Origin of the sequence: Sphingomonas zeae (genome assembly GCF_014197135.1) — a bacterium.
Lineage (GTDB): Bacteria > Pseudomonadota > Alphaproteobacteria > Sphingomonadales > Sphingomonadaceae > Sphingomonas > Sphingomonas zeae.
This window is the reverse complement of the sequence record NZ_JACIFA010000004.1, coordinates 114,851-132,552: the sequence shown is the minus strand read 5'-3', so window position 1 is coordinate 132,552 and position 17,702 is coordinate 114,851. Positions and strand designations below refer to the sequence as shown.

General features: G+C 66.8%; 17 protein-coding genes. 8 read left to right on the top strand and 9 right to left on the bottom strand.

Annotated elements, in window-relative coordinates:
* Positions 1-6: 6 nt before the first annotated feature.
* Both GGR45_RS07650 and GGR45_RS07645 read right to left on the bottom strand, forming a co-directional pair.
* A complete protein-coding gene (locus tag GGR45_RS07650) occupies positions 7-1,254 on the bottom strand; it encodes a multidrug effflux MFS transporter (RefSeq protein ID WP_175311676.1) in 1,248 nt (415 codons plus the stop codon).
* A gap of 87 nt (positions 1,255-1,341) precedes the next feature.
* Positions 1,342-1,923 carry a class I SAM-dependent methyltransferase gene (locus GGR45_RS07645; protein WP_175311677.1) on the bottom strand — a complete coding sequence of 194 codons (582 nt, stop codon included), beginning with the start codon at positions 1,921-1,923 and terminating at the stop codon, positions 1,342-1,344.
* A 149-nt stretch (positions 1,924-2,072) separates the two neighbouring features.
* On the opposite strand from GGR45_RS07645, the gene GGR45_RS07640 reads away from it, so the two are divergent.
* Positions 2,073-2,570 carry a hypothetical protein gene (locus GGR45_RS07640; protein WP_175311678.1) on the top strand — a complete coding sequence of 166 codons (498 nt, stop codon included), beginning with the start codon at positions 2,073-2,075 and terminating at the stop codon, positions 2,568-2,570.
* Between the two features lie 70 nt (positions 2,571-2,640).
* Positions 2,641-3,597, top strand: coding sequence for an isopenicillin N synthase family dioxygenase (locus GGR45_RS07635; protein ID WP_175311679.1), 957 nt, complete (start codon positions 2,641-2,643; stop codon positions 3,595-3,597).
* Positions 3,598-3,789: 192 nt separating this feature from the next.
* On the opposite strand, the gene GGR45_RS07630 is transcribed toward GGR45_RS07635, so the two are convergent.
* Entirely contained in the window at positions 3,790-5,079 is a 1,290-nt protein-coding gene (locus GGR45_RS07630; protein ID WP_175311680.1) for a homoserine dehydrogenase, read from the bottom strand.
* Between the two features lie 123 nt (positions 5,080-5,202).
* Between GGR45_RS07630 and GGR45_RS07625 the strand changes: the two genes are divergently transcribed.
* Positions 5,203-5,766, top strand: coding sequence for a 3'-5' exonuclease (locus GGR45_RS07625; protein WP_175311681.1), 564 nt, complete (start codon positions 5,203-5,205; stop codon positions 5,764-5,766).
* A 22-nt stretch (positions 5,767-5,788) separates the two neighbouring features.
* On the opposite strand, the gene GGR45_RS07620 is transcribed toward GGR45_RS07625, so the two are convergent.
* From GGR45_RS07620 to GGR45_RS07600, 5 genes are all read right to left on the bottom strand, one after another.
* The gene (locus tag GGR45_RS07620) at positions 5,789-6,217 is read right to left on the bottom strand and encodes a hypothetical protein (protein WP_175311682.1); all 429 of its coding nucleotides are present in this window, start codon (positions 6,215-6,217) and stop codon (positions 5,789-5,791) included.
* 16 nt (positions 6,218-6,233) lie between these two features.
* A complete protein-coding gene (locus GGR45_RS07615) occupies positions 6,234-6,629 on the bottom strand; it encodes a hypothetical protein (protein ID WP_175311683.1) in 396 nt (131 codons plus the stop codon).
* 236 nt (positions 6,630-6,865) lie between these two features.
* Positions 6,866-7,132, bottom strand: coding sequence for a hypothetical protein (locus GGR45_RS07610; RefSeq protein ID WP_175311684.1), 267 nt, complete (start codon positions 7,130-7,132; stop codon positions 6,866-6,868).
* 45 nt (positions 7,133-7,177) lie between these two features.
* Positions 7,178-7,612 carry a CoA-binding protein gene (locus tag GGR45_RS07605; protein ID WP_175311685.1) on the bottom strand — a complete coding sequence of 145 codons (435 nt, stop codon included), beginning with the start codon at positions 7,610-7,612 and terminating at the stop codon, positions 7,178-7,180.
* Between the two features lie 88 nt (positions 7,613-7,700).
* On the bottom strand, positions 7,701-8,654 hold the full coding sequence (locus GGR45_RS07600; protein ID WP_175311686.1) for an Mrp/NBP35 family ATP-binding protein: 954 nt from the start codon (positions 8,652-8,654) through the stop codon (positions 7,701-7,703).
* Between the two features lie 71 nt (positions 8,655-8,725).
* Here GGR45_RS07600 and hflK point away from each other — a divergent pair, with 71 nt between their 5' ends.
* The 5 genes from hflK (at position 8,726) to GGR45_RS07575 (ending at position 16,414) form a co-directional block, all read left to right on the top strand.
* The gene (gene hflK, locus GGR45_RS07595) at positions 8,726-9,865 is read left to right on the top strand and encodes a protease modulator HflK (protein ID WP_175311687.1); all 1,140 of its coding nucleotides are present in this window, start codon (positions 8,726-8,728) and stop codon (positions 9,863-9,865) included.
* Positions 9,862-10,740, top strand: coding sequence for a protease modulator HflC (hflC, locus tag GGR45_RS07590; RefSeq protein WP_415640717.1), 879 nt, complete (start codon positions 9,862-9,864; stop codon positions 10,738-10,740). The genes hflK and hflC overlap by 4 nt, the downstream gene beginning before the upstream one ends.
* A gap of 106 nt (positions 10,741-10,846) precedes the next feature.
* Positions 10,847-12,376 (top strand): Do family serine endopeptidase, encoded by a 1,530-nt coding sequence (locus tag GGR45_RS07585; RefSeq protein ID WP_175311688.1) that lies wholly within the window; start codon positions 10,847-10,849, stop codon positions 12,374-12,376.
* Positions 12,377-12,439: 63 nt separating this feature from the next.
* Entirely contained in the window at positions 12,440-14,095 is a 1,656-nt protein-coding gene (locus tag GGR45_RS07580; RefSeq protein WP_285138749.1) for a helicase HerA-like domain-containing protein, read from the top strand.
* Positions 14,096-14,452: 357 nt separating this feature from the next.
* Positions 14,453-16,414 (top strand): OPT family oligopeptide transporter, encoded by a 1,962-nt coding sequence (locus tag GGR45_RS07575; RefSeq protein ID WP_175311690.1) that lies wholly within the window; start codon positions 14,453-14,455, stop codon positions 16,412-16,414.
* Here GGR45_RS07575 and GGR45_RS07570 read toward each other — a convergent pair.
* Positions 16,389-17,672 (bottom strand): glycoside hydrolase family 130 protein, encoded by a 1,284-nt coding sequence (locus GGR45_RS07570; protein ID WP_175311691.1) that lies wholly within the window; start codon positions 17,670-17,672, stop codon positions 16,389-16,391. The two genes, GGR45_RS07575 and GGR45_RS07570, sit on opposite strands and share 26 nt — an antisense overlap.
* Positions 17,673-17,702 lie beyond the last annotated feature (30 nt).

Below are 17,702 nucleotides of genomic sequence, written 5' to 3'. Positions count from 1 at the left end.
CGTCGCTTATGCGGGGCGGAACATCCGCCCACGCTCGGTCATGAAGACAAAGCCAAAGGCCACGCATCCGGCGATCAGAAAGCCCAGCGTCAGTGGCTGCGTCGTCCCGTCATAGGCGTGGCCGATCCCTGCGCCGATCAGTGAGCCGATGGTGACGCTGGTAAAGCCCTGCACGCTCGACGCGGTGCCAGCGATCCGCCCCATATTCTCCATCGCCATCGACGAGAAGTTGGAGGTCGCCAGACCGAAGCACGCCATGGTGATCGCCTGGAGCACCGCGAAGACGATCAGCGACTCGCCGCCGAAATGCGCGATTCCCAGGTGGATCGCCGACACGAGGATCAGGATCGTGACCGAGCTGTGGCTGATGAGCCGCGTGCCCAGCCGCATGACGATCCGCGAGTTGAGCAGGTTCGCCGCCGCCATCGTGACCGAGGTCGTGGCGAAGATCAGCGCGAGCAGCTTTTCGCGACCAAAGGTCTGCGCCATGATCGGCTGTACCGAATTGAGATAGCCGTACAGCGCCGCCATCAGCGCGGTGGCCGCCAGCGTATAGCCCAGCGACAGCCGGTCCCCGAGCGTCTCGCGCCATCCGCCGAGGATCCGCGACAGCGAAATGGGCAGTTGCGCCTCGGGCGCCAGCGTCTCGGGCATCCGCAGCGAGAACCAGGCAAGGACCAGCGCGGCGAGCGCGGCGATCGTCCAGAAGATCAGCCGCCAATTGCCGAACAGCAGCACCAGCTCTCCGAACGCAGGCGCCAGAATCGGCACGATCATGAACACCATGAAGGCAATCGACATGACCTGCGCCATGGCCCGCCCGTGATAGCAGTCGCGGACCAGCGCCACCGTCGCCACCCGCGTCGCCGCGATCGCTGCCCCGGCGCAGACCCGCGCGACCAGCAACAGGGTAAAGCTGCCGGCCACCGCGGACGCGCCATTGGCAACGATATAGATGACCAACGCGACGATCAGCACCCGCCGGCGCCCATAGCGATCCGCCAGCGGCCCATGCACCAGCTGCGCGACCCCGAACCCGATCAGGAAGGCGGTGACGACGAACGGCCGCGCGGCGGGCGACGCCCCCAACGCCTCCCCGATGGCGGGCAGCGCGGGCAGCATCGAATCGATCCCCAATGCGGTCAGCGCCATCAGCGCCGCGATCAGCAGGACGAATTCGACAAAGCCGATAGGCGCGCCGGGGGGCTCGGCGGCGACGGGCGTCACCGGATCAGCGGAACGGGATTCGGACATGATGCCTGCCCCATAAGGGAGATGGACGGAGAGGGGAACCGGGAAAACCCGGCTGGCGCCTCATGGTTGCCCTTCCGACTTTCAAGGTCAGCCGGGTTTGGCCGCATCGTAATAATGATTCTGCCCTTCATCGGTCAGGCGATCGGCCAGGACCAGACCGCACCCCTGCAACCGCGCGGCATAGGCCTCCACGCCCAGCGACCGGGACATGCGCCCGGTCAGGCTGTCGCGCCATTCGCATCGCTGGTGCGGGGCACTGAACAGGAAGCGTCCACCCGGTTCCAACGCCTTCGCCACCTTCGCCAGCAGCCTGTCCTGATCGGCCTCCCCCAACAGGAACATCAGGCCGATCGCCACGACACCGGCAAAGCGCCGCCCGAAAAACGCGCTGTTCTGCACCGGCTCGCAAAGGGCGGGCATGTCGGGAAAATTGCTCCGATAGGCGGCGATGAGCGACGGGGACGCATCGATCCCCCACACTGCAAAGCCTTCGCCGACCAAAGCCTGCGCGATCGGCATCCCGGAGCCGCAGCCCAAATCCAGGATCGCCGTCGATGGCGGGAAGGCGTCCATTGCCCAGCAGCGAACGACATTCGCGCCGACCTCCGAACGGATCGCCATGAACGTCTTCGCAACGGCGTCCCAGCCTTCGGACGTGTCGGTCGTCACCCCATGGCTCCTTCCAGCATTGCCGCGCCCTTGGCACCGACAGCGCCATCCATCTGTTAAAGGCGGACATTCAGCGTGGCTAAAGCATAGCGGGCCGACAATCCCCGGCCAGCCATATCGGCCCACAGGACGCGTAAGGAGTTTACCCCATGTCCATCCTGTCCCGCTCCCCCCTTGCCCTTCCACTCGTCGCGGCCCTGGCGCTGTCGGCCTGCGATCGGCCCAACCCCGGTACGTCGATCACGGTGAACAGTTCGGACGGCGAGACATTGGCGTCGGTCGACGGCAAGTCGGGAGAGGTGAAGCTGGACCTGCCCGGCTTTTCAGGGGCGTTCACGCTGCCCAAGGTATCGCTGGAGGCCGATAATTTCGAGCTGAACGGCGTGCACCTCTATCCGGGGTCGAAGATCCGCAATGTCGATGTCGGCAATGGCCGCGACAAGGCGTTCACCATGACCTTCGACAGTCCGGCCGATCCGGCGACCGTGCGCGACTGGTTCCGCGACAAGATGGGCGAGGCGGACTTCACGCTGACGGATCAGGGCGGTGCACTGGTCGGCAGGACGGCGGAGGAAAAGCCGTTCCGTGTCGACCTTAGCCCGGCGGGCAGCAACCGATCGACCGGGACGATCACGTTAGGCGGATAAGTCGCCCTGTTCCGAAAATTCAGGCACGCTATACAGATGACAGCCTGTTAGATTTTCTGGACATATTGCCATGACCGACACCCGCTCCGCCGAGGTTCCGACGCTCAGCCTCGCCGACCAGGACCGCGATCCCGAGGGCTTTGCCGCCGCGCTGGGCGAATCCTTCGAGCGGTTCGGCTTCGCCATCGTTGCGGATCATGGCGTCCCCGCCGGGCTGATCGACCGCGCCTGGGCGCAGACCAAGGCGCTGTTCGACCTGCCCGAGGAGGAGAAGCGCCGTTACCATGTCCCCGGCGGCGGCGGCGCGCGCGGTTATACCCCGTTCAAGACCGAGATCGCCAAGGACGCCAAGGTCGTCGACCTGAAGGAGTTCTGGCATGTCGGCCGCGAACTGCCCGAGGGCCACGCTTATGCTGACCGGATGCCCGCCAATATCTGGCCCGACCGGCCGGAGGGGTTCCGTGAGGATTTCGTCGCGCTGTTCTCGGCGTTCGATCGCGCGGGCGACCGGCTGCTTTCGGCGATCGCGCGGCATCTGAAGCTCAATCCGCACTGGTTCGATCCGGCGGTCAAGGACGGCAACTCCGTGCTGCGCCTGCTCCATTACCCGCCGATCTCCGCGGATGCGGAAGGGGTGCGCGCGGGTGCGCATGAGGATATCAACCTCATCACCTTGCTACTCGGCGCGGAGGAAGCGGGCCTCGAACTGCTCGACCGCGATTCGGGCGAGTGGTTGGCAATCCGTCCGCCCGAGGGCGCGATGGTGGTCAATGTCGGCGACATGCTCCAGCGGCTGACCAACCATGTCCTGCCCTCGACCACCCACCGCGTGGTCAATCCGCCGGTCGAGCGGCGCGGCTTCTCGCGCTATTCCATGCCCTTCTTCCTGCATCCGGCGCCCGATTTCCTCATCAAGACGCTGCCCGGCACAATCAGCGAAGGGCATCCGGATCGCTATCCCGAGCCGATCACGGCGCATGACTATCTGTTCGAGCGGTTGGTGGAGATCGGGTTGATCAAGAAGTAACGCAGGGCGTCGCCTGGAGCCTGCCCTCCCCCATCCCCTCCCGCTTGCGGGAGGGGAGCGGCAAGATCAACGGTCTGAATTTGAATAACTCCCCTCCCGCTTGCGGGAGGACCCTCTTAAGCTCCCCTCCCGCAAGCGGGAGGGGCCGGGGGAGGGCAACGGGGTCTCACCGAGCCCACACTCCCCCAACAATCACCCCAGAATATGCATCAACAGCGGCTGGCCGACCAAACTCTGACTCCCCCGCAACCGCTCGAGCGCCTGCGCCACCGCACGTTCCGGCCCCTCATGGGTCACGATCGCGATCATCACGCCCCCATCCGCCGCTTCGCCGCGCTGGATCAGGCTTTCGATCGAGACCCCCGCATCGCGCATCGCGGCGGCGATCTCGGCCAGCACGCCGACCTTGTCCTGCACGGTGAAGCGCAAATAGGCGCGGCCACGCCGTTCGCCGCTATCGGCCTTGGCCGCGGGGATCAGCTCGTGCGCGGGCATGGCGAAGGACGCGCCATATTCGCCGCGCGCGATGTCGATCAGGTCGGCGACCACCGCGCTGGCCGTCGGGCCATCGCCTGCGCCGGCGCCTTGGAACAGCAACCGCCCGACGAAATTGCCCTCCGCGACCACCGCATTGGTCGAGCCGGTGACATGCGCCAGCGGATGGTCGAGTGGAACCAGATGCGGGTGGACCCGCTGGAACAGGCCGTTGGCGCCTTCCTCCGCCACCCCGACCAAGCGGACGCGATACCCCAGAGACGCCGCCTGCGCGATGTCGGCGGCCAGCACATGGCGCACGCCGCCGATCGCGACATCGGCAAAGGCAGGTTGCGTCCCGAAGGCGATCGCGGCCAGGATCGACAGCTTGTGCGCGGCATCGACACCGTCGATGTCGAAGCTGGGGTCGGCCTCGGCATAACCCAGCGCCTGCGCCTCGCTCAGCACCTCGGCGAAGTCGCGGCCTTCGGCTTCCATCTTCGACAGGATGAAATTGCAGGTTCCGTTGAGGATGCCATAGACGCGCGCAATGGCGTTGGCCGCCGCGCCCTCTCGCAAGCCCTTAATGACCGGGATGCCGCCCGCGACCGCCGCCTCGAATTTCAGGGCTGCGTTCGTTTCCTCCGCCTTCTGCGCCAGTTCCAGCCCATGATGCGCCAACATCGCCTTGTTCGCGGTCACGAAGCCCCGCCCGGCCCCCAGGGCGGTGCGCGCCAGCGTCAGCGCCGGGCCGTCCGACCCGCCGATCAGCTCGACCACCACATCGGCATCGGGATGCGAAGCCAGCGCGGCGGTGTCATCCACCCAGGCGAAGCGCGACAGGTCGACACCGCGATCTTTGGTCCGGTCACGCGCCGAGACGGCGACGATCTCGATCGGGCGACCGGCACGCCGGGTAATCAGGTCGCGGTTCGCATCGAGCAGGCGAATGACGCCGCCCCCCACCGTTCCCAATCCCGCCAAAGCCACTCGCAAAGCATCGCCCATCGTCCAAATCCTGTATCCGGAGCGTTTGTTGAGTGCAGGCGGGTAGCGGATAGAAATGGTCGCTGTCGAGCCGGCCAGCGACCTTTTATTGCTTGAGCGCGGTCAAGCCGCTAAGGGCTGTTCATGATTTCCCCCGATTTCGTGGTCATCGACGTCGAAACCGCCTGTTCGCGGACCAGCAGCATCTGCCAGATCGGCATCGTCGGCTATGCGGCGGGCGTCGAGGTGCTGGCCTATGAAACCCTGGTCGACCCCTGCGACGAATTCAGCGTCTTTAATATCAACATTCATGGCATCACCGCCGACCATGTGCTGGGCCAGCCGACCTTCGCCGCGCTGCATTCCGAACTGGCAGGGCATCTGGGTGGTCGCGTGACGGTGGCGCATTCGGGATTCGACAAGGGGGCGCTCGGCCGCGCGTGCGAGCGCGATGCCCTGCCCCCCATCGCCGCGCGCTGGCTGGACAGCGTGACAATCGCCCGGCGGGCCTGGCCGGAACTGCCCAATCACAAGCTCAATACGCTGGCGGCGTTCCTCGAACTGGAACACCGCCATCATGACGCGCTTAGCGACGCGCGGGCGGCGGGCCAGGTGGTTCTGCGCGCGATGGCCGCGACGGGCATGACGCTGGCCGACTGGTTCCTGCCGCCGCCGTCGGCACGGTCGCGGCGGCAGGGCCTGCGCTGAAAGGCGTGAAATCCGGGGGCGCCTAGGGTTCGAGATGCCCCCGCGGCCCCGGCCCATCGAGGGAGATGGGAATGCGGTCGCCTTTGTCGCGCATCTTGTCGGCCAGCTTGCTGATCCCGATCCGCGCCTCATTGGCGAGCAGCAGCGCGGGCGTCATCAGATCGAACCCGACCTGACATCCGCCTTGCCGCGCCGCGCAGGGTGTGGACGATGTCTGCAACGCCCCGATACCCGTCAGTTGAGGATTGGAGGGCGTCGGTCCGGTCGGCGGCTCATCGCGGATCTGCGGAACCCGGTCATCGGCCTGACGCCGCCCGCAGACGATGATGTCCTCCCTCGATCCGCCAGAAGCCGGACAGGGATCAGCCGCGAGGATAGAGAAGCGCTCGCTTCCCGGTGCCGGCGGCGCGGCGGGGGCACCCTGCATGGCGATCAGCAGCAGCGGGATCATCGACCTTCCCCTTCGATCATGGCGCGGGCTTGCGCAGCGTCGGCTTGCCGCCGCTGCCCTTGGCATTGGTGTCCATCGCGACCCCCGCAAAGCCGCCGCCGACCTGAAAGGGCGACAGGTCCTTGACCGGCGTGGTCCGGGCGAGCAGCCGGGTCCGCTCCTCCATCACGCCTTCATGTCGGGGATCGCCGGGTTCGGGCGGCACCTCGAACGGAATGCGGAAGCGATCGGCGTTGCGACGGCCGCAAACGGTGATGTCGGTGGCGTTGGGGTCGTAGACGCAGCGCGTCTCGACGCTCGTCAGCCGCCGGGTCTGGGCGAGGATCGTGTCGACCGAGGGTGGCGCGGCTCCGGCATCGCCCCCCTGCCCCGCCATTCCCGCCATCACCATGACCAGCATCGTCGCAATCATGACGCCCTCCCGGCATCGTCCGCCCCTGCGCCTGAAGACGGGGGCGAACCCTAACATGCCGGGTTTCTCGGTCGACCGCCAGCGTCATGACGGCCTCGTGTCGATCAGGGCTCGAGATGGCCTTGTGGTCCCGGACCATCGAGCATGATCGGCACCCGCGTGCTCTTGTCGCGCATCCCGTCGGCCAACTTGCTGAGCCCGGCTCGCGCCTCATTCGCGAGCATCAGGCGTGCACGCTAATCAATCGCGGTGCGAAACAGGGTGCGCGGCTTGCTGGTGCAATATTTGTCGCCGACCACCGCGCAATAGCTGCCATCATTGGCGAAGGCCCGCGCCTTGGAGTCGGTCGGCACCGCATGGCTGGGCGTCAGGCGATAGGGCGAGGCACGCTTGCCGCCATGGCAGCTGGACAAGGTGCAGGACGAAGTCAGGCGTGGCAGGGACAGCCTGTGCTCCTGCTCCGGAACTGGAGCGGCCCATAGCAACAGCAGCGGCGCCATCATCACTCTCCCCTTGCTTCTATCTGTCCCAATTCACCCTTTTTGATGTCAGTCCTGCCCGACCGGCGCGACGCCGAGGCGCGGAATCTCGATCGCAGGGCAGCGGTCCATCACGACCTTCAGCCCGGCCGCCTCGGCACGCGCGGCGGCGGCGGCGTTGACGACGCCCAATTGCATCCAGACCGCCTTGGCCCCGATCGCGATCGCTTCGTCCACGACGTCGCCCGCCGCCTCTGACCGGCGAAAGATATCGACAATGTCGATGGGGTCGCCCAGCTGGCCCAGTTCGCGAAAGACGAACTCGCCATGGACATGCTCGCCGGTGATCTGCGGATTGACCGGGATCACGCGGTAGCCATGGTCCTGCAACCGCTTCATCACGCCGTAGGACGGACGGTCCGGCCGATCCGAAGCGCCGACCAGCGCAATGGTCCGCGCATTCGCCAACAGATCACGGATATCGTCATCGGCAGTCAACGGCATGGACACATCCCCTGTTGGCCGCCCCGAATCAGGATTCGGACGAAAATGGCGGGCTATTGGGCCTCAACGCCCCGCCATGCCGCCGGTTTCATGCCTGGCCGTCCAGCCAGCCCGCGATCCGTTCCGCCAGCGGCGCAAAGACCGAGTCTCCCTCCCCGGCCGCAGGCGGCTCCCCTGCGTCGGAGGCGGTGCGAATCGCGATGGTCAGCGGCACCCGGCCCAGGAACGGGATGCCCAGTTCCTTCGCCGCCGCCTCGGCCCCGCCTGATCCGAACGGATCCGACATGCTGCCGCAATGCGGGCAGCAATAACCCGCCATATTCTCGACCAGACCGATGATCGGCACCCCGGCCTTGGCGAACAGATCGATCGCCCGGCGCGCGTCGATCAACGCCAGGTCCTGTGGCGTCGAGACGATCACCGCCCCCGCCGGGCGATGCTTCTGCACCATGGTCAGCTGCACGTCGCCGGTACCGGGCGGCAGGTCGAGCACGAGAAGCTCGGTCGCACCCCAGTCGCCATCGACTAGTTGGCTGAGCGCGCCCGCCGCCATCGGCCCGCGCCAGGCGATGGCCTTGTCCGGCTCGACAAGCTGCCCCATCGACAGGAGGGAAACGCCAAAGCGTGTGGGCACCGGTTGCAGCTTGCCGTCCTGCGCGACCGGCTTCACCCCCTCGGCCGCCATCAGGCGCGGCTGTGACGGGCCATAGATATCGGCATCGACCAGCCCGGTCTTGGTCCCGCGTCGCGCCAGCGCGATGGCGAGATTGGCCGACAGGGTCGACTTGCCCACGCCGCCTTTGCCGCTGGCCACCGCAAGGATGCGCCGCTCCCGCTTCTCGGCAGTCAGGACGACGCGCACATCCTCGACGCCGGGCTGCATCGCGGCAGCCTTCACCTCTTGCTCCAGCGCCTGCCGCCCCGCCCCGTCCAGCCCGGTGGTGTCGAGCACGACCCCCGCCCGTGTGCCCTCCATCCGCACGTTCGCGCGCTTGCCCGCCACCGCGGCAACCGCCGCCTTTACCGTCTCGATAATGCTCATAGGCCGCAGATAGGACGCGATACGCGGCTTGGCACTGTTTTTGTCGGCGAACCGTTCCTATAACGATGAGTATGAGAAAGCTGACGGGCCGGTTTCAACGCCCCCCCATACTAGCCGCCAACACGCCAAAAGGCCCGTGGGGCGGGTCCGGCGAGGACCCCGACGGTGGCCCCCGCAACCCGTGGGCGGTGCCGCCGGGCGGCCGCAAGGCGCCAGGCAAGTCCACCGCGCTGGACGAGTTCATCCGCAAGGCGCGCGGATCGGGCGGCGGCCCCGGCGAAGGGCCGGGCGGCCCTGGCGGCGGCTTTGGCGGGATTCCAGGCGCGCCGGGCGGGCGCACGCTCTGGGCGATCGGCGCGGCCATCCTGATCGGTATCTGGGTGCTTTATACCTCGATCCACCCGATCGGTCCGCAGCAGCGCGGCGTCGTCACCTATTTCGGTCGCTATACCGGCATTCTGGATCCGGGCATCCAGATCACTGCCCCCGCCCCGATCGCCAGCGTTCGGGTGCTGGACGTGCAGAAGATCCGCACCGAGAATTTTCCCGAAGGATCGGGCGAGAATCTGGTCCTGACCAGCGACCAGAATATCATCGACCTGACCTATTCGGTCCGCTGGGACATCGCCAACCCGCGCGACTATGCCTTTCGTCTGGCGCAGCCGCAGGAAACCGTGCGCGCCGCGGCCGAAAGCGCGATGCGCGCGGTGATCGCCGATACCTCGCTCGACCAAGCGCTGGGTTCGGGCCGCACCGGCATCGAACAAAAGGTCCAGGAACTGACACAGGCCATCCTGAACGAATATCGTTCGGGTGTGCGAATTCAGGGCGTGGCGATCAAGCAGGCCGCGCCGCCGCAGCAGATCGTCGACGACTTCAACAAGGTGACGGTCGCGCAGCAGCGCGCGGTGGCCGACGTCAACCAGGCGCGTTCCTATGCGCAGCAGGTGGTGGCCCGCGCGCAGGGCGAAGCGGCGCAGTTCGACAAGGTGTATGAACAATATCGCCTCGCCCCCGAAGTGACCCGCCGCCGCATGTATTACGAGACCATGGAGGCCGTGCTGGCCAAGTCGGACAAGACCATCGTCGAGACGCCGGGCGTCGTTCCCTATCTGCCCTTGTCCAAGGGGCAGGCCAAGCCGCTGCCGCCCGAAATCACCGCAACGGCCCCCAGTGCGACGGCCGGTACCGCGCAGGGAGGTGGCCAGTGAACGGCCTGCCCCATGGCCTGACCGCGCGGAACCCGATCGTGCTGGGCGTCGCCCTGCTGATCGCGGTCATCATCGCGGCATCGACCTTCGCCATTGTGCCCGAGACCAGGCAGGCGGTGATCTATCGGTTCGAACAGCCGCGCCGGGTGGTCAACGGCTATAGACCCGGCGAAGACCTGGGCAATAGCGGCGCGGGTCTGATCGCGCGCATTCCCTTCGTCGACCGGATCGTCTGGGTCGACAAGCGCGTACTCGACCTCGACCTGGAAAAGACTCAGGTGTTGTCGACCGACCAGCTGCGCATGAATGTCGATGCCTTTGCGCGTTTCCGGGTCACCGATCCGCGCCGGATGCTGGCGACGGCGGGCGGCGTCGACGGCGTCATTAACCAGCTTCGGCCGATCTTTGGCTCGGCCCTGCGCAACGAACTGGGCAAACGGCGCTCGTCCGAACTGCTCAGCCCCGAGCGTGGTCAGGTGATGGATGCGATCCAGGTGCGACTCGACCGGATCGCGCGCCAGTACGGCGTCCAGATCGTCGATGTCCGCATCAAGGAGGCCGAACTGCCGCCGGGCACCCCGCTGCAAAGTGCCCTCGCCCGGATGCAGACCGCACGTCAGCAGGAAGCGATCACCATCGCCGCGCAGGGCCAGAAACAGGCGCAGATCGTGCGTGCCGACGCCGATGCCGAGGCCGCGCAAATCTATGCGCAGGCGTTCGGCAAGGATCCGAACTTCTATGATTTCTACCGCGCGATGCAGTCCTATCGCCACACATTCGGCGCGGACGGCAACAATCAGGAACGCGGGGCCACGCAGATCATTTTGTCGCCCGAGAACAGCTATCTGAAGGAATTCACCGCGCCGGGCCGATAGGTGGATATCCCACCTTTCCGCTCGTTCATATTCAAGCGTCGTTCAGCCAAACCGTGGCAAATAGGTCACGGTCAAACTGAATTTTCTTTGAGAGGACCTTAGCCCAGTGCGCTACGCCTACGCCATTACCAGTGCGCTCCTCCTCGGTGGCGCGACCGCGACCCTGGCCCTTCAGCCCGGAACCGCCCAAGTCGCGCAGAACGAACCCGGCGCGATCCAGGCGGTCGCCCCGCGTGCCGGCGCTCCGATGAGCTTTGCCGACATGGTCGCCAAGCTCCAGCCCGCCGTCGTCAACATCTCGACCAAGCAGTCGATCACCACCAAGCAACAGGCGAACCCATTCGCCGGTACGCCGTTCGAGGGCTTTTTCGGCCAGTTCGGCGGCCAGGCCGGACCGCAGCCGCAGAAGCGTGAGGGCATGTCGCTGGGCTCGGGCTTCCTGATCTCGCCGGACGGCTATATCGTCACCAACAACCACGTCATCGCGCCGGGCGCGGCGGGCGCGTCGGTCGATTCGATCACCGTGACGCTCAACGACCGCAAGGAATATACCGCCAAGGTCGTCGGCCGCGACGAAACCTCCGACCTCGCGGTCCTGAAGATCGACGGCAAGAACCTGCCCTTCGTCCGCTTCGGCGATTCGTCGCGCGCACGGCCGGGCGACTGGGTGCTGGCGATCGGCCAGCCCTTCGGCCTGTCGAGCACCGTCACCGCCGGTATCGTCTCGGCCGTGCACCGCGTCACGGGCCAAGGCGGCGCGAACGATCGCTTCATCCAGACTGACGCCGCGATCAACCAGGGCAATTCCGGTGGCCCGATGTTCGACATGAACGGCAATGTGATCGGCATCAACAGCCAGATCTATTCGCAGTCGGGCGGCAATATCGGCATCGGCTTCGCCATCCCGGCCGAGGACGCCAAGCCGATCATCGACCGGCTGATGAAGGGCCAGAAGATCGAGCGCGGCTATCTGGGCGTGCAGATCGGCGGGCCGGTCACCGACGATGTCGCCGCATCGCTGGGCGTGCCCAAGGGCCAGGGCGAGATCATCGCCAAGGTCGAACCCGCCGGTCCTGCCGCCAAGGCCGGGCTGAAGGCGTTCGACGTCGTGACCAAGGTCAACGGCCAGTTGGTGACGCCCGAGCAGACCCTGTCCTATCTGATCGCGAACGTCCCGCCGGGCGGCCGTGTCAACCTGGAGGTGCTGCGCAACGGCAAGCCAGTGTCGCTTACCGCCACCGCCGCGACCCGCCCGTCGAACGAGGAACTGCGCTCGACCCTGGGTGACGGCTCGGACGCCTTCCCCGACGAGGACGACGATGCGCAGACCACCCCGACGCCCGGTGGCGGTCTGGGCCTGGCAGTACAGGTGCTGACCCCGGCGATCGCGCGCGCGATCAACGTCGATCCGTCGACGCAGGGCGTGGTCGTCGCGGCGGTCGATCCGTCGAGCGACGCGGCGTCCAAGCTGAAGCGCGGCGACGTCATCACGGCGGTCAACGGCACCCCTGTGCGCAGCGCCGCCGATCTCCAGCAGGTCGTCGCCGCCGCCAAGGCCGCGGGCCGTCCGCAGGTGCTGGCGCAGATCACGCGTGGCAAGATCGCCGGTGCGCTGATCCCGCTGCGGATCAAATAAGGCGTCTGCCTCGATAGGCAGCCATGAAAAGGCCGTCGTGTATCCGCACGGCGGCCTTTTGCTATTCCCGCCCCCGTCTGGCGCGATACAATGCCCGTCATGGACGGCATCTTCATCGGCATGGGCGGCGGCCACCGCCAAACGATCGACCTCAAGCGGGCAAACCGGCACGGCCTGATCGCGGGCGCGACCGGCACCGGCAAGACGGTGACGCTGCAAACCATGGTCGAGGGCTTTTCGCGCGCGGGCGTGCCCAGCTTCGTCGCGGACGTGAAGGGCGATCTGTCGGGCCTGGGCATGGCGGGATCGGCAATGGGCAAGACCCATGCCGCCTTCACCGCGCGCGCCGCCGAACTGAGCATGACCGACTGGTCCTATGAGGCCACGCCCGTGCAGTTCTGGGACCTGTTCGGCCAACAGGGCCATCCCGTCCGCGCCACCGTGTCCGAGATGGGACCGCTGCTGCTCGCCCGCATGATGGGGCTGAACGAGACGCAGGAGGGCGTGCTGACCATCGCCTTCCATATCGCGGACAAGGAGGGGCTGCTGCTCCTCGACCTGGACGATCTCCAGGCGATGCTGGCCGAATGCGCCGCGCGGGCCGACGAGCTGACCACCACCTATGGCAATGTCTCGAAACAGTCGGTCGGTGCGATCCAGCGCGCTTTGCTTCAGTTGCGCACCCAAGGGGGCGAACATTTCTTCGGCGAACCCGCCCTCGAACTGAACGATCTGATCGCGGTCGATGATTCGGGGCGCGGCGTGGTCAACATTCTGGCGGCCGACCAGCTGATGGCCAGCCCCAAGCTCTACGCCACGTTCCTGTTGTGGCTGCTGTCCGAACTGTTCGAGCAGCTTCCCGAGATCGGCGACCCCGACAAGCCCAAGCTGGTCTTCTTCTTCGACGAAGCGCATCTGCTGTTCGACGACGCCGCGCCCGCGCTGGTCGACACGATCGAACGGGTCGTCCGGCTGATCCGGTCGAAGGGCGTCGGCGTCTATTTCGTCACCCAGAACCCGATCGACGTGCCCGACAAGATCGCTGGGCAACTCGGCAACCGGGTCCAGCACGCGCTGCGCGCCTTTACCCCGCGCGATCAGGCCGCGGTGCGATCGGCGGCGGAAACGTTCCGCGCCAATCCCGGCATCGACGTCGCGAGCGCGATCACCGAATTGAAGGTCGGCGAAGCGCTGGTCTCGCTGCTCCAGCCCGACGGCTCGCCCTCTCCAGTCGAGCGCACGCTGATTGCTCCACCGCGCAGCCGGGTCGGCCCCGCCACGCCCGAGGAGCGCAAAGTGCTGATCGAAACCGATGCGGTCGGTGCGAAGTACGATCAGCCGCTCGACCGCGAATCGGCCGAGGAACTGCTCGCCGCCAAGACCCAGGAAGCCGTTGCGGCCGCCGCCGAGGCGAAGGCGGCGACCGAGGCCGACAAACAGGCGGCACAAGCTGCCAAGGCCGACGCGAAGGCCGCCAAGGAGGCCGCCAAGGACGCCGAACGCGCCCGCATCGCCGAACAGCGCGCGGCGGCCAACTCCCCCTGGGCCAAGATGGCGACCAGCGCGGCGCGCTCGGCCAGTTCGTCGATCGGGCGACAGGTCGCCAACGAGATCGGCAAGCAGATGTTCGGCGGCGGCTCGCGCCGGCGGTCGAGCAGCGGCGGCGGGATCGTCGGCGCGGTGGTGCGCGGGGTGCTGGGGAATCTGTTCCGGGGATAGTGGTCCCGGCGTAGCGAAGTCGAAGGCCACGGGAGTCCACTCATTCCAAACGCGCACCCCAGCGAAGGCCGGGGTCCAGTGGCCATGGGCCATCGAAGGCACGGCATCTTTGCCTCCCCGCAACGGTTCGCCCATTACGCGCTTCGCGGGATCTGGCCCCCCGGCCTCCGCCGGGGTGCGGCCTTGAGGACTTTGGCGGGGGTGAATTGCGTGGCCTTCGACTTCGCTCAGGCTGAACGGGGGTTGGGAGGGATATTCCCCCGCTCCCGCCGAGCGAGGTCGAAGCGCATTCCCCGCACGAAATGCTAGGCGCGCGCCCCACCTTCTGCCACATCTGCGCGCATGAGCCGCACCCCCATGACCGACCGCCCCGTCGCCGAACTCACCCTTCGCGGCATCGCGCTGGGCGGGATCATCACCCTGTTGTTCACCGCCGCCAATGTCTATCTGGGGCTCAAGGTCGGGCTGACCTTCGCCACCTCGATCCCGGCGGCGGTCATCTCGATGGCGATATTGCGCTATCTGCCGAACAGCTCGGTGCTGGAGAATAATATCGTCCAGACGGTCGCCTCGGCAGCGGGCACGCTGGCGGCGATCATCTTCGTGTTGCCGGGCCTGGTGATGATCGGCTGGTGGCAAGGTTTTCCTTACTGGCTGACGGCCGGGATCACCGCAACGGGCGGCATTCTCGGCGTCATGTTCTCGGTACCCTTGCGCCGCGCGCTCGTCGTCGACACCGACCTTCCCTATCCCGAAGGCCGAGCCGCCGCCGAGGTGCTGAAGGTCGGCGCGGGCAGCCGTGAGGGCGAGGTGGAGAGCGCAACCGGCCTGCGGTTGATCGTCGTCAACGCCGTTGCCTCGGCCGCGTTCGCGATCCTGACCCAGACCAAGCTGGCGGTGGCCGAAGCGAGCGTCTGGTTCCGCACCGGCGCGGGCGCGACCGGGATTTCGGGCGGACTGTCCTTCGCGCTGATCGGGGTCGGTCATCTGGTCGGCCTTTCGGTCGGCGTTGCGATGCTGGCGGGCATCGCCATCGGCTGGTGGGTGGCGCTGCCCATCCTGACCGCCATGGCCCCCTCGACCGGGCCGGTCGCGGAGTGGGCAGGCGGTATCTTTAGCCGCGACGTGCGCTTTCTGGGCGCGGGCGTGATCGGGGTGGCGGCGATCTGGACGCTGCTCAAGATCATCGGGCCGGTCATCGGCGGTATCCGTTCCTCGCTCGCCGCCGCCTCCGCCAAGCGCGACGGAGCCGTGCTGGCGATCGGCGAGCGCGACCTGCCGATCGGGATCGTCACCGTCGTCGCACTGGCGACCCTGGTGCCGATCGCCGGACTGCTCTGGTCGGTGATCGCAGGCGGGCCGCTGGCCGCGTCGGGCGTGGCGCTGATCGGTGGCGCTCTGCTGTTCATTCTGCTCATCGGCCTCGTGATCGCGGCCGTGTGCGGCTATATGGCGGGCCTGATCGGCGCGTCGAACAGCCCGGTGTCTGGCATCGGCATCCTGTCGGTCCTCGCCGCCGCGCTGCTGCTCGTCGGGCTGTTCGGACGTGGAACCTCGCCCGAGACGACTCAGGCGCTGGTCGCCTATGCCCTGATCGTCACCGGCGTCGTGTTCGGCGTGGCGACCATCTCCAACGACAATCTTCAGGACTTGAAGACCGGCGAGCTGGTCGGCGCAACGCCGTGGAAACAGCAGGTGGCGCTGGTCATCGGTGTCGTCTTCGGCAGCCTGGTGATCCCGCCCGTGCTCGACCTGCTCAACGCCACGCTCGGCTTTGCCGGCACGCCGGGTGCAGGGCCGAACGCGCTGTCCGCCCCGCAGGCCGCGCTGATCTCTGCGCTGGCCAAAGGCGTGCTGGGCGGCGATCTCAACTGGGCGATGATCGGGGTCGGGGCGCTGGTCGGCGTCGGAGTGATTATCATCGACGAGGTACTGGGCAAGCTGGGCTGGCTGCGCCTGCCGCCGCTGGGCGTGGGGCTGGGAATCTATCTGCCCATGTCCGCGACGCTGCCGGTCGTGCTGGGGGCGGCGATCGGGCATGCCTATGACCGTTGGGCGCGGCGCAGCGCCGATCCGGAGGCAGCCGAGAGGCTGGGCGTGCTGGCCGCGACCGGCTTGATCGTGGGCGAAAGCCTGTGGGGCGTCGGGTTCGCGGGGATCGTCTATATGACCAACTCCGATGCGCCGCTGGCGCTGGTCGGCGATGGCTTTGCGCCCCCCGCACTGATCGGGGGGACGATCCTGTTCCTCGGTATCGTGGCGGCGCTGTATCGCTACACGCGCCGCCAGGTCGTTACATTGCCGCCAGCAGCTCGCTGATCTTGACGAAGGCAAAGCCGATCGAACTGTCCGCGATGCCGTAAGGCAGGAACAGCGAGTCGCCGTGGCGGATCGCGCCGCAGGAATAGACGACGTTGGGCACATAGCCCTCGCGGTCCTGATCCTTGGCGGCGAGGATGGGCTGCTTGGTCCGGCCGAGCACCTTGGACGGGTCGTTCTTGTCGAGCAACGCGGCGCCGATCGAATATTTGCGCATCGCGCCGACGCCGTGGGTCAGCAACAGCCAGCCCTCTTCCGTCTCGATGGGCGGTCCGCAATTGCCGATCTGCACCAGCTCCCAGGGATAGACCGGGGTGAGGATCTTCTCGCCTTCGTCCCAATGGGTCAGCGAATCGGATTTGAGCAGGAACAGATTTTCGCCGTCCTGGCGCCCGATCATCATATACTGCCCCGCCACCTTGCGCGGGAACAGCGCCATGCCCTTGTTGCGCGCCGCAGCACCCGTCATCGGCACCAGGTCGAACGCGCGGAAGTCGCGGGTGCGCATCAGTTCGGACTGAATGCCCGAGCCGTCATAGGCGGTGTAGGTGCCGATCCACTCGACCGCGCCGTCATCATGGGTGAACTGGACGATGCGCATGTCCTCCAGCCCCTTGGACTGGGCCTGGGTGATCGGGAAGATGACGGTGCCCGACAGCGTCGAGTCGCGGTGGCGGTGCACCGTGATCGGGCCGCTCGGCATATCCTCATCGCCCCAGCCGTGCACATCGGTCGCGGTCGCGAAGGGCGGCTCGGGTGCGAGGCGGAGCTGATTCTGATCGTTGATGATGCCTTCGCGAAAGGCGACCGAGGAGATATGCCCCTCCCCCACCGCGCGCATCGACATCAGGATACGCTGCGACCCCGGCTGGATGCCGGTCTGATCGAAATGCGGCACCGCCGACGGGTTCATCAGTGCGGCGGCGGCATAGCTATACTCGTGACAGAAATAGGCGCCGATCAGTTGGCGCTTCTCGTCGCCGATCTTTGAGCCGTCGAGCTTCAGCAGATCCTCGATCTGGTCGTAGCGGGTCATGAAGACACGCCGCGTCTGCCAGTGCCGTGCCTCGAAATCCTTCAGCACGGTTTCCAGCTGGTCGCGGGCTTCCTGCGGGGTCATGGCGAGCACCTCGCCGACCAGCCGCTCGGTCCGGCTGGGCGGTGCGCCGTTGCCGCCGCCCCAGGCGATATGAAAGGGCCGCACCACGACACGCGAAGGATCGGCATGAAGCCGCAGCCGGTGGTTAAACAGATCCATCGCGCTACCGTCTCACCACTTTACCAAAAC